The organism is Niastella sp. (genome assembly GCF_045805085.1).
Classification (GTDB): Bacteria; Bacteroidota; Bacteroidia; order Chitinophagales; family Chitinophagaceae; genus Niastella.
The window spans coordinates 1-12,757 of record NZ_JBJMLX010000006.1 but is presented as its reverse complement, the minus strand read 5'-3'; the positions used below and the strand labels follow the sequence as shown (position 1 = coordinate 12,757).

Here is a 12,757-nt window from a genome sequence, read left to right as displayed (position 1 = left end):
CCCTTGTTTTGATTACAATGACCCTTGTTTGATGGGCTAAACATAATTGTTGAATTACAATAAGGCTTGTTCCACTACAATTATGTTTAGGCGGCGACAAAATGGTAATTGTTTTGCAAATCTGGAAGATTGTAATTGGAATTATAGTCATTGTTTTGCGAATTACCCTTCCTGTCATCAAAACAAGGGGCGCCGTCATTATATCAAAGGTCATTGTTGTCGAACACCAGGTCTTTGTTGTTGAACAATAAGCCTTGTTTTCAGAACAATGGTCATTGTAATCCAACAATTATGTTTAGCCGGTCACAATTGCGTTATTGATTTTCAAACGAGCGTGGCTGTCATGCAAATGATGGTCATTGTAATCACAACAAGGGGTGGTATGTGGTAAACAATGGTTGTTGTAAACCAAACGAGGGTTATTGTTATCAATAAAAAAGTTATTGTAACCAAACAACAGCTCTTGCATTCCAAATAATGGTCGTTGTCGTCGGGCAGAATAACAATGTTGCCGAACAATGAGCTTTGCGCTGCCAACACAAAGGAAAAACTAACAGGTAATATAAATTAATATAAATATATCTCGCGGGCGCGTATGAACACCAGTACTGGTGCGGCATACGCGCTTTTTTGCGTGACAAGCGAAATTAAAATTCGGATAATAAACCCACTAATTTTGTAGACTAAGTAAAACGTATTAATATTGTACCGTAAATGAATTGGAAATAGTTTATTGAATGATTGAAACTGCACAAATGGTACATACCAATTTTATACTCATTACTACTACGCCCGTTTTACTTACAGCGGGCCGTTGCTGTTGTACATCCTGTTGTTGCTGAGCATCCATTGACCTTATCGAGATCAGAAATTAACCCTGTACATAAATATTCATTTGGTATGAATAGGTCAATCTATTTAAAAAAAATTGGAAGCTGCTTCGGCCGTGCCGGTCCATAAAAGATAGTTAGCGTAGGAAAAAGAAGCCGGAATAGTTGCGAGCTATTCCGGCGGAAAACAAGGCGTTAAGGGCGGATAGAGATTGCGAGTCAAAGTCTGCCCCGCCTTATTCATAATTACCAAAACAAAGATAATGACAAAAGCTGTTAGTGCATGGCTTCTGCCTGCACTGCTTGTTCCGTTTATTTCATTTTCGCAGGAAAATGTTCCCTCAGACCCCGCGAAGGCGGCGAAAGTTATTACCAATAATATCACTATTTCCGGCCGCATTCTCGACGATAAAACAAAAGCGCCCCTGGCTGGCGCCACCATCCACATCAAGGGCACTACCCACGAAGTGGCCACCGATGAAAAAGGTGGGTTTCAATTCCTCACAGGTCAACACCTGCCAGTGGTTTTCCTGGTTACCTATGTTGGGTATCAGCAACGTGAGGTAAGCATTGGTCAGGCCGATAATAATCTCATCACCCTCCATGAGACCAATTCACAATTGAATGATGTAGTGGTAGTAGGGTATGGCACACAACAACGAAAGAATCTCATCAGCTCTATTTCAAAAGTAAATGCCGCCGAGGTAAAAGATATCCCGGTAGCCGGCGTAGATGCTCAGTTACAGGGCAAGGCCGCTGGTGTACAGATCAACTCCAATGCGGGTGTGCCGGGTGATGGCGTGTTCATCAGGGTGCGCGGCGCTACTTCCATCAACGCCAGCAACGATCCTTTGTATGTGGTGGATGGTGTGTTCATTAATAACACCAGCTTGCAAACCGTAAGCACCGGTGGACGCGCTACTTCACCTATTGCCGACATTAACCCTGCCGATATAGAAAGTATTGAAGTGTTGAAGGATGCCAACGCTACGGCTATTTACGGGGCGCGCGGCGCCAATGGGGTGGTGATCATCACCACCAAACGCGGTAATTATAATGCAGCGCCTCGTATAAATGTAAAAGCATCACAAGGTTGGGCCTGGGCGCCACAGTTATGGGACTTAACCACCGGTCCGCAACATGCTGAACTGATGAATGAGTTTTATGCCAACTCGTACCAGGATGCCTTGGCGGCCAATGATGCAGCTGGTATTGCCAAATACAAAAACCTGCCTTTTCGTGCGTTGACTGACAATCCTACCGTAACACCAGCGCCACGTGGGTTGCCACAAGACCAGGCTACTTATGATAGATTGCATAAAGTATTCCGCACCGGTTTGCTCAATGAATATGATGCGTCGTTGCAGGGTGGCAGTAAAGCCACTAAATACTATATCGGTGGCGGTTATACCAGCCAGCAGGCAGATATAAAACCGATTGATTTCAGTCGTGCCAGTTTTAAGCTGAACCTCGATCAAAAGGTAAATGAAAAAGTATCGGTGGGTGTAAGCAACAGCCTGTACCGTTCTTTCAGGAACCAGGCCCGTTCGGGTGATGGCCCGGCCGGTGGGTTGTTACAATCGGCCTTGCATACCCCAACGTATTTACCGGAAACAAATGCTGATGGCACGCCGGCCAGATGGGCAGGTTTTGATAACCTGGATGTACTTATCAATAACTATGATGTAAATACGATCAGCTTGCGCTATATCGGCAACCTGTATGCAGATGCAGAAATTCTGCCCGATCTTAAATTCCGCACCAGCTGGAGCCTGGATTATAATCATTATAACGAGTCAGAATACTGGAACAATTTGACACAATTAGGTGCAGCGCCTGCCAATGGCCTGGCCACTTCTATACAAACTCAAAACACCACCTGGATCAACGAGAACACCCTGCAGTACCGCAAGAACCTGTTTGGCGGTCATGCATTGGGTATCCTGGTAGGGAATTCTATACAAAGTAATTCTTTACGTACCGACTCCTTATCCGGGTCAGGATTTCCCAATAATTCATTCAAGTCAATTGCGTCAGCAGCCAACCGTTCCGCTTCGCAGAAATTTACTAAGGGTAACCTGGTGTCGTTTTTTTCGCGGGTCGATTATAACTACAGCGGTAAGTATTTTCTGGAAGCCAGTATCCGCGCCGACGGTTCCTCTCGTTTTGGCGAGAACAATCGCTTTGGTTATTTCCCGGCGGTGGGAGTGGCCTGGCGATTACATGAAGAAGATTTCCTGAAGGGTGTTAGCTGGCTGAGCGAACTGAAGCTCAGGGCCAGTGCGGGTTTAACGGGTAACCAGAATGGGATTAACAATTTCGCCGCACAAGGTCTTTGGACGGGTGGCGCCGGTTATCCGGATGTTACAGGTGGAACAGATCAACCCGGCACAGCGCCCCAACAATTGGGCAATGCCAATTTGAAATGGGAGAAAACCCGCCAGGAGAATGTGGGCGTGGATGTTGGATTGTTGAATGGGTTGATAAATGTAGAAGTGAACTTCTATAACAAGTATACCACCGATGCCTTGTTGCAATTGCCTATACAAGCCATCTCTGGTTTCAATTCTTATGCAGCCAATGTGGGCGAGATCAGTAATAAGGGATATGAGGTAAGTATTTTCTCCAATAACATCCGCAAAAAAGATTTCAGCTGGACAACCAGTTTCAATATTTCCGGTAATAAAAACCGGATTGAAAAACTGCCTACACCTATCAGTTACTACAACCGCGACTGGATCCGTTTACAGCAGGGCTACTCCCTGTATTCATTCTGGTTGTACAAACAACAGTATGTTGATCCGCAGACCGGCGCGGCCGTATTTGAAGATGTAGTGAAAGATGGTTCCATTAACACGGCCGATCGCCAGATCCTTGGCAGCGCCATCCCTAAATTCTTTGGTGGCATTACCAATAACCTGCGCTATAAAGATTTTGACCTGAGTATTGCTTTCTCTTATCAATATGGCAACAAGATCTTTAACCTCAATCGCTTTTTTGGCGAGGGTGGGGGAACCCGCGATGCGAACCGGGTATTGTTTGCCAGTCAGTTGAAGAGATGGCAAAAACCCGGTGATATCACCGATGTGCCCCGCCTGACTGCCTACGGAAATAACTATACGTTGGAACAGAACAGCCGTTTTCTCGAAGATGGTTCCTTTATAAAATTAAGTTCGGTAACGTTTGGGTACTCCCTCCCGCAGCGCATTGTTACCAAAGCGCACCTGCAGGGTGTTCGCCTGTATTTTGTTGGCAGCAATTTATTGTGGATCAAAAAATACACCGGGCCCGATCCCGAGTCGAATGTAACCGGTGCTCAAAATGTACAGGGTCTCGACCTGGGTACCCCACCGCAACCGCGCACGGTTCAGTTCGGGGTTAATGTTACGTTGTAAACTTCTCAAAAAATTATTGACATGAATTCATTTAAATATCTCATGCCGGCATTGTCCACTTTGTTGTTGGTATCGTGCAAAAAGTTCCTGGAAGTGCAGCCGGTTGATTCGGTTTCAGATGGACAAACGATCGTTGATAAAACCTCTGCAGAAACCGCCACCCGCGGGTTGTACCGCGCTTTATCCGCCGACGGGTATTATGGCGTTACGTTTCAATCTATTGGTTATTTGTCGGGCGACAACGTACAATGGACGGGCTCGCAATCTATCGTGCAACAATTTATTTCGCATAACGTGCGGGCCGATAACGCCAACGTTGCATCTGCATGGAGCGCCATTTATGCTACCATTAATCGGGCGAACCACATCATCGCCAAAGTGCCCAATGTTGCCGATCCGCTGTTAACAGACGCTTTGAAGGATCAGTTAACGGGTGAGGCCTATTTCGTAAGGGCGCTGGCCTACTTTGACCTGGTGCGTACCTGGGGCGGCGTGCAACTGGCATTAACGCCCACCAATTCCGCCAATGATAAAAATGGTATCAGGCGCAGTTCCGTGGCAGACACCTATGCGCAGGTGTTGAGTGATCTTACTGCTGCCGAGCCGCTGTTGCCTGAAACCACCAACCGTTACCGCGCCACCAAAAAAACAGTCTGGGCTTTGCGGGCACGATATCATTTGTATCAAAGCGAATGGGCGCTGGCAGAAAGTTATGCTACCAAACTCATTGGCGATGCCGCGAATTACAACCTGGTAAAACCCTATAGCGCTTTTTTCGCCAACAATGTAGTGGCCACACCTGAATCTGTATTCGAACTGTCGTACAGTACTACCTATACAAATGGACATCGCAATCAATGGCAGCCGCCTGCGAACAATGGAACACGTCAATGGGCGCCCGGCGATGCGTTTTTGACGCTGGTAAATGATGCTGCTATCGGCGGCAACCGCAATGTGCTGGTAGCCAAAACTGCACAGGGATTGTGGTATGGTAACCTGTACTATCGCAGTCCGGCCACAGACCCTGCCTATGTATTGCGCATAGCAGAACAATACCTCATCAGGGCCGAAGCACGTGCACAACTTAAAGATCTTACCGGGGCCCTGGCCGATCTGAATGCCGTGCGCAGTCGTGCCGGGCTCACTGCCAGCACAGCGGCTACCCGGGAGGACATCTTACTGGCCATCGAAAATGAAAGAAGGATAGAGTTTGCGTTTGAGCCGCACCGCTGGTTCGACCTGGTGCGTACCAATCGTGCCGCGGCTGTGTTGGGGGTTACCGATAAGAACAAATACGTGTTGCCGATTCCCGCCACAGAAGTACTGATAGATGGTTCGCTGGAACAGAATTTCAATTACTAATAAAATAGTCACACCATGAATGCGCAACATACAAACCAATGGAAAGGCTATGAAAAAATTGCCTTCCGTTTTTTCTTTATTTATTTTCTGGTGCAGGCGGTGCCATTCGACTGGGGGTATTACAAACAGGTATTTGCCATAAACTGGGCGCATTTGAAGTATGGCGATATCTTCCAGCTCGCACACTATATGCCACAGTTTATTTCCGGTGCGCAAAGCTTTGCCGGCTGGGGTATGGTGGCTGCGATCGCTGCCATTGGTGCTATCATCTGGACAGTTGTTGATAGTAATCGCACAGTCACCTATAATAACCTGTATTACTGGATAAGAGCGATCGTTCGATACAGACTGGCTATCGGCGTTATTGCTTATGGGTTCATTAAAGTGTTTCCGCTTCAATCACCCTACCCATCATTGAGTAACCTCAATACTAATTATGGCGACTTTACCCGGTGGAAATTATTCTCCATCAGCTTGGGTATTGTACCGGGGTATGAAAGCTTTCTGGGTTTGGTGGAAGTAGTAGCCGGGTTGTTATTGCTGTATAGAAAAACAGCATCGGTTGGCGCGGTGGTCATTTTGTTGTTCACGGGCAATGTGTTTATGTCGAACATCGCCTACGAAGGCGGGGAAGTGGTGTACAGTTTATATTTGATCGTACTGGCGCTTTTTGTGTTGAGCTGGGACCTGCAACGGATCGTTACCCTGTTGGTATTACAGAAACCAACTACCCCAAATCGATTTCGCCCTGTTTTTACAGCCAAATGGCAGGTATATGCACGCTTTGGTTTGAAAGTGTTCGCAGTCTTCTTTTTTGTATTGCTGTATAGTTTTAAAACAGCCACCGGTTATAAGCACGATCCATATCAGTTTCCGGTGACAAAAGGGCTGCCAAAAACTGCCGGTATTTACAATGTAAGTTATTTCCGCATCAATGCAGATACCATCGCTTATTCCAGATTCGATCCGGTTCGCTGGCAGGATGTGGTGTTTGAAGAATGGAATACGATCAGTATAAGATCGAATAGACCGGTGCACATCGATTCGAACAATGTGGAAAGGATCAATGCCGCCGATGCCGACAAAACCTATGAACTGGAAGGCGCGATTGGCCGGCATTATTACAGCTATACCGTAGATACCGTGAACCAGTTGCTGACCCTGCAGAATAAGAATAAGTTTTATAAGGATGAGCAGTTGCAATTGCATTATACAAGACCCAATGACAGTACAATTCAATTGTACGGGGTAAATGAAAACAGGGATTCGGTATTTGCGACGGTACAACGGATCAATAAAAAATACCTGTTGAAAGAAGTGGAACGTGCCGGACGGAGTAAATCATTAAAACTGTAGTCTTAAAAATTCAAAACTATGTCACTCGTTCAAGATACATACATAGAAACAGCGCCGCCGGCAACGCCGGTGAACGGCAATGGAAAAACCCAGGCTGCTTCAACCACCACCCCGGTTGCTTCAGTATGGACATCCACCCAAAAGATCTTATTCAGAATAGCCTTTATTTTCTTTATCAGTATTGCTATTCCGAATAGTGCAGAGTGGTATAAGCTTGTTCTTCACATCGACTGGACCAATTTGCATTACCGCGACCTGTATGATATTGCGCGTTTTGGTTCGGGCATCAACCTGTTTGGGAATAAATTGTTTGGCAGTACGCTGCTGGGTTATGCCAATTGGATCATTATGTTGATCCTAGCCACAGCAGGTGGTTTTATCTGGACCTGGATAGTAAACCGTCGTAAAACAGCGCGCGCCGAATACAACCTGTTGTATTACTGGTTGCGGGTAGTAGTACGGTACCGAGCCGGGATTGGTATCATTGGTTTCGGTTTCACCAAACTGTTACCGGTGCAAATGCCTTATCCCTCCTGGGGTGTGCTGAACACCAATGTAGGGGATATGACCGCCCAGAAATTGTATTGGTTATCTATCGGTATTGTACCCTGGTACCAGATCTTTGCCGGGGTGGTGGAAGTAGCAGCTGGTTCTTTATTATTCTTCAGACGTACAACCACAATTGGTTCTATCCTGTTGTTTGGTGCGCTCGGCGATATTGTGTATGTGAATTTTGCCTATGATGGCGGCGTGCATGTGTACAGCAGTTATTTTGTATTGCTGGCTGCATTTTTATTAGTACAGGATGTACCGAAAATATACAACCTGCTCATCCTGGAAAGGAATACGGTGCCTGTGAATTTCTATCCCGTTTTCAACGCAAAATGGCAACGCTTTGCCCGGGTAGGATTGAAGGCCGCTACCATCTTTATCTTCCTGGTAGTATTGTTCTATTTACAACTCGTAAACTTCTGGTACGATCCCTATAAACAACCTTCTGTTGCAGGAGTAAAACAATTGCGTGGAAATTATGCGGTTACGGAGTTTCGCATCAACAATAAATCCATTGTGTACAATCCGCTCGATACGGTACGCTGGCAGGAAGCCACTTTTGAAAAATGGAGCAGCCTCACTTTTCGGATCAATAAACCAACAGCGCTTGATCTGTCAAATGGCGGCGGCGATCCGCAGCGCGATATCAACCGCACGTTTGAATTGACTGGCGTAGGCGGTGGACAACGGGTGTTTCATTACTATGCCGATACGGTAAACAACGTATTATACCTGGAAGATAAATACAAAGACATCCCCGATAGAAGAAATCGTGCAGCAGGTGTTGGCGGCGATGGTGGTACTGATCAGAATCTGAACTCAGATAGAAATAAAAAGAAAGAAGCAAAAACAACAAAGCAAAAGGATACCGCGGATAAGTTCATTCCAAAAGAAGCCTGGAAAAACATTGGTAATGAAGTAGCGATGATCGATCACCGGGCTGCATCAACCAGGAGGAACCGCGAATTTGCCGAAGCGCCCAAAAATGAAAAGCGCAACCGGATGCTGTTGCATTACGAAACAACAGATGGATCACGCGTGATCTTAACGGGTGTCAACGAAAATAAAGATTCCATTTATGTAGTGCTCGATCGTATTAACCGTCCATATGCTTTATCAGAAAGTAGTTTACAGGCAGGAAAATATTAAGCAAGGGTATGAACAAATTATGGATCGTTTGTAGTTGTCTTATTGTGTGGTCGTGTAATAGTAATAGTGACTCGCTGCATGTTATAGTAACTGCAGAAGGTAAAACTATAAAAATAGACTCAACCAACTGGCCGTCCAGCTTTCAGCTCGGCCGGCCAGCTTCCCCTGAGGAAATTAAAAAGATAGATATAGATGTGCGGCCAGATGGAACCGGGTTGCCGGCAGGTGAAGGCAGCGCCATAGCAGGCAAAGCCATCTATCTGTCCAAATGCGTGGCCTGTCATGGTACAGATACAACTTCACCCGAGGCAAAACTGTTGGGGCCGGTTTTGATCAGTACGAAGCCGGGCAAAAACAAAACCATCGGTAATTACTGGCCTTATGCCACCACGTTATTCGATTATGTACGGCGGGCCATGCCCTATAATGAACCAGGTTCATTGACCAATGAAGAAGTGTATCAGCTGACGGCCTTCCTGTTGCAGGCGAATAAAGTGATCGGTGAAAAGGAAGTGATGAATGCAAAAACATTACCTATGGTGGTGATGCCGGCGCAAAACCGGTTCATCCCTGATGATCGAAAGGGTGGACCTGAAGTACGTTGAACAATGGTAAAAATTCGAAAATGCAAATGAAAGGAGATAAAAAGGAGATAGATCAGGATAAAGGATCAAAGGGTAAATCCATCAGCAGAAGAGTATTGCTGGGTGGCGCTGCTACTGCGGCCGTGGTATTATTGAAGTCATCCTACGGACAAGTGGTGCAAAAAGCCATTACGCAGGCTGAGTTAAAAATAAGTGATCCTACAAAAGTACAGGGGCCACCACCGGGCGTGCTGGGCACGCGGTCGAAATTTGAAACGCTCGTAAAAAAGCCCTCGGATACATCTTCCCGTACCCCGCTGCAGGACCTGTTTGGGACCATCACTCCATCAGACCTGCATTATGAGCGGCATCATGCCGGTGTGCCGGTGATTGATCCCCACAGTTATTCACTGACCCTACACGGCATGGTAAAAAAGCCGCTGGTGTTTTCGCTGGCCGATCTTAAACGCTTTCCATCTGTGACCCGGATCTTCTTTGTAGAATGTTCAGGTAATTACCGGGGCGGTAAAGAAGAAATGACGCCTCAGGAAATTTGCGGTCTCACCAGTCAAAGTGAATGGACAGGTGTTATGCTGTCGACACTTTTCAGGGAAGTAGGCGTTCGACCCAACGCCAGCTGGTTTTTGGCAGAAGGATCAGATGCGGCTGTTATGTCGCGCAGTATACCGGTGAGCAAAGGTTGGGAAGACGCCATGATCGCCTACGCTCAGAATGGGGAAGCTATTCGCCCCGAGCAGGGCTACCCGGCCAGATTATTGCTGCCTGGTTGGGAGGGAAATACCAGTGTAAAATGGTTGCGGCGGATCGAGTTAAGCGACCAGCCATTTATGACGCGGGAAGAAACGGCCAAATATACCGAGGGCGTGAAAGATGGAAAGGTCAGACAGTTTAGCTTTGTAATGGATGCGCGCTCTATTATTACCTACCCCGCTTATCCGCAACAGCTGCAAAAAGGCTGGATGGAAATTCGTGGCATTGCCTGGAGCGGCCGCGGAAAAATTTATAAAGTGGAAGTAAGCACCGATGGCGGCAAAACCTGGAACGATGCAAGATTACAGGACCCGGTGTTGGATAAAGCACATACGGCCTTCCGTTACTTATGGGAATGGAAAGGCGGCGGAGCCGAATTGATGAGCCGTGCCATTGATGAAACTGGTTATATGCAGCCAACCATGAAGCAATTGATCGATGCAAGAGGAAAAGATATGGGTGGGTATCATTTGAATCCGGTTACTTCGTGGTTAATAGAGAGGGATGGGCGGGTGTTGTTTAAGGCGGAGTTGACGAGTTGACAAGTTAACAAGTTGACAAGTTGGCAAGTTGACAAGTTAACGAGGTAGAAGATGGTTTAGAGGAAGAAAGTAGGCGGTTGATAGAGTTGAAAGGGTTGATAAAGGAAACAATTGATAAGAGATAGGAAGTAGGAGATTGGAAGGTTGAAAAATTAAGAGTTTGAGTATTATCGCGAGGCCAAATTGCCGATTGCCGATTGCCGATTGCCGATTGCCGATTGCCGATTGCCGATTGCTCTCGGCTTAGCCGAGACCGATTCACGATTAATAAATGAATGTAATGAGCACATACGACGCTATAGTAGTAGGAGCAGGACCTAATGGACTGGCTGCCGCCATCACTTTACAACAGGCCGGGGTATCGGTGCTGTTGCTGGAGGGGAAGGAAACAATTGGCGGTGGATTGCGCACGGCTGAAATTACCCTGCCCGGCTATTTACATGATATTTGCTCGGCCATCCATCCCATGGCCGTGGCCTCTCCGTTTATGTCGCAATTGCCGTTGCAGGAACATGGGCTGGAATTTATTTACCCCGATGTGGCAGCTGCGCATCCCTTTGATGATGGCACGGCAGCGGTGCTGAAAAGATCCATTGAAGAAACTGCCCGGTTGCTGGGCAAAGATGAACAAGCCTATATAAAACTGATCCAACCAATAACAAAGATCTGGCCCAACATAGCGCCTGATATCCTGGGCCCTTTCCATTTTCCCAAACATCCTTTGTCGATGGCGCAGTTCGGACTGAAGGCATTGACTTCCGCCAACTATTTATCACGTGAATTTCATACGGCAAAAGCAAAAGGTTTGTGGGCCGGTATGGCGGCGCATTCCATACTACCATTGACCAATGCAGCCACTTCGGCCATTGCTTTGGTTTTAATGACGGCTGGTCATCTAAAAGGCTGGCCGGTACCAAAAGGCGGATCGGTTTCTATTGCCAATGCACTCGCATCCTACTTTGTTTCATTAGGCGGAAAAATAGAAACGAACAGTTATATAAGTTCAATCAATCAGTTGCCGGCAGCAAAAGCGGTGTTGTTCGATGTTACGCCAAAACAATTATTACAGATCGCCGGTGACCGGTTCTCCCAAACATATACAAAACAATTACAGCGATACCGGTATGGCATGGGCGTATTTAAAATTGACTGGGCATTGCAGGAACCAATCCCGTTCACGGCGCCCGAATGTCGCCAGGCTGGAACCGTGCACATAGGAAATACGATAGAAGAGATCGTTGAAAGTGAACGGTTATCTTCAGCAGGTGTCCACCCGGAGAAGCCATTTGTATTACTCGCCCAACCGAGTGTGTTTGATGCAACACGGGCCCCCGCTGGTAAACACACGGCCTGGGCTTATTGCCATGTACCAAATGGTTCCACCAACGATATGACAACTGCCATCGAAAACCAGGTGGAGCGGTTTGCCCCGGGATTCAAAGACCTGATCCTGGCGCGGCATACTTTCAATACACAGCAATTGGAAGCATATAATCCTAACTATATCGGCGGCGATATCAATGGTGGCATTATCGACCTCAGGCAATTGTATACCCGGCCGGCTATCCGCTGGTCGCCTTACACCACATCAGCCAATGGAATATACATCTGTTCCTCCTCAACGCCACCGGGCGGGGGGGTACATGGCATGTGCGGCTATCATGCAGCACGTAAAGCCCTGCACGATGTATTTGCAATTGATATAAAGAAAGATTAAACAGAAAATATTAACTTAACTAACGGGATCCCTACAGCTAATAAATAATTATAACATGTCGTACCAGAATGTAAACGTAAACAACATAACAACCAGCGAAATAACCCATGAACCTGTTCCCACAAAGAAACCCTTCTTTGCAGCATTTACAGAAGACATCTGGGCCGTGACCATTGGCGGTTTCGTCATCATTGCCATCCTGCTCTTAACCACGCTGGTGACCGGTTTCAAATTGCAATTGCCGGTGTATCAATGGGCGAATACCAGTGAATTGACCGATAAAGTATTATCGTTTAAAAATATGCTGTTGATCCTTCAAACCTGGTTAATCATCCTGGTACTGAGTGGAACCGCCATTGGTTTATCAGGCGGCAGCATGAAGAATTTTGCGGCAGGGTTCTCCCTGATCTATGTACTGGCCATTATTGCGCAGGTGATTGCAGGTAATAAACTGGTTGATTATTACGGCTTGGAGTATGTGATCTTTGCCCTGGTACTG

8 protein-coding genes are annotated in these 12,757 nt (G+C 46.7%); all 8 read left to right on the top strand.

The window, feature by feature from the left end:
- The first annotated feature begins 1,093 nt into the window (after positions 1-1,093).
- On the top strand, positions 1,094-4,225 hold the full coding sequence (locus ACJ751_RS00390; RefSeq protein ID WP_407743380.1) for a SusC/RagA family TonB-linked outer membrane protein: 3,132 nt from the start codon (positions 1,094-1,096) through the stop codon (positions 4,223-4,225).
- A 21-nt stretch (positions 4,226-4,246) separates the two neighbouring features.
- Entirely contained in the window at positions 4,247-5,587 is a 1,341-nt protein-coding gene (locus tag ACJ751_RS00385) for a RagB/SusD family nutrient uptake outer membrane protein (protein ID WP_407743379.1), read from the top strand.
- Positions 5,588-5,602: 15 nt separating this feature from the next.
- Positions 5,603-6,943 (top strand): DoxX family protein, encoded by a 1,341-nt coding sequence (locus ACJ751_RS00380; protein WP_407743378.1) that lies wholly within the window; start codon positions 5,603-5,605, stop codon positions 6,941-6,943.
- Between the two features lie 18 nt (positions 6,944-6,961).
- On the top strand, positions 6,962-8,644 hold the full coding sequence (locus tag ACJ751_RS00375) for a hypothetical protein (protein ID WP_407743377.1): 1,683 nt from the start codon (positions 6,962-6,964) through the stop codon (positions 8,642-8,644).
- An 8-nt stretch (positions 8,645-8,652) separates the two neighbouring features.
- The gene (locus ACJ751_RS00370) at positions 8,653-9,249 is read left to right on the top strand and encodes a c-type cytochrome (protein WP_407743376.1); all 597 of its coding nucleotides are present in this window, start codon (positions 8,653-8,655) and stop codon (positions 9,247-9,249) included.
- Between the two features lie 20 nt (positions 9,250-9,269).
- Positions 9,270-10,541 carry a sulfite dehydrogenase gene (gene soxC / locus ACJ751_RS00365; protein WP_407743375.1) on the top strand — a complete coding sequence of 424 codons (1,272 nt, stop codon included), beginning with the start codon at positions 9,270-9,272 and terminating at the stop codon, positions 10,539-10,541.
- Between the two features lie 280 nt (positions 10,542-10,821).
- Positions 10,822-12,258, top strand: a complete 1,437-nt coding sequence (locus ACJ751_RS00360; RefSeq protein WP_407743374.1) for a phytoene desaturase family protein — start codon at positions 10,822-10,824, stop codon at positions 12,256-12,258.
- 55 nt (positions 12,259-12,313) lie between these two features.
- The coding region (locus ACJ751_RS00355; protein WP_407743373.1) for a hypothetical protein at positions 12,314-12,757 on the top strand (444 nt) is incomplete at its 3' end.

Excerpts from the sequence above, each read along its gene's own strand:
- ACJ751_RS00380 (WP_407743378.1), top strand. The coding sequence starts at position 5,603 with ATGAATGCGCAACATACAAACCAATGGAAAGGCTATGAAAAAATTGCC.
- ACJ751_RS00375 (WP_407743377.1), top strand. The coding sequence starts at position 6,962 with ATGTCACTCGTTCAAGATACATACATAGAAACAGCGCCGCCGGCAACG.
- ACJ751_RS00385 (WP_407743379.1), top strand. The coding sequence starts at position 4,247 with ATGAATTCATTTAAATATCTCATGCCGGCATTGTCCACTTTGTTGTTG.
- soxC (WP_407743375.1), top strand. The coding sequence starts at position 9,270 with ATGCAAATGAAAGGAGATAAAAAGGAGATAGATCAGGATAAAGGATCA.
- ACJ751_RS00360 (WP_407743374.1), top strand. The coding sequence starts at position 10,822 with ATGAGCACATACGACGCTATAGTAGTAGGAGCAGGACCTAATGGACTG.
- ACJ751_RS00390 (WP_407743380.1), top strand. The coding sequence starts at position 1,094 with ATGACAAAAGCTGTTAGTGCATGGCTTCTGCCTGCACTGCTTGTTCCG.
- ACJ751_RS00370 (WP_407743376.1), top strand. The coding sequence starts at position 8,653 with ATGAACAAATTATGGATCGTTTGTAGTTGTCTTATTGTGTGGTCGTGT.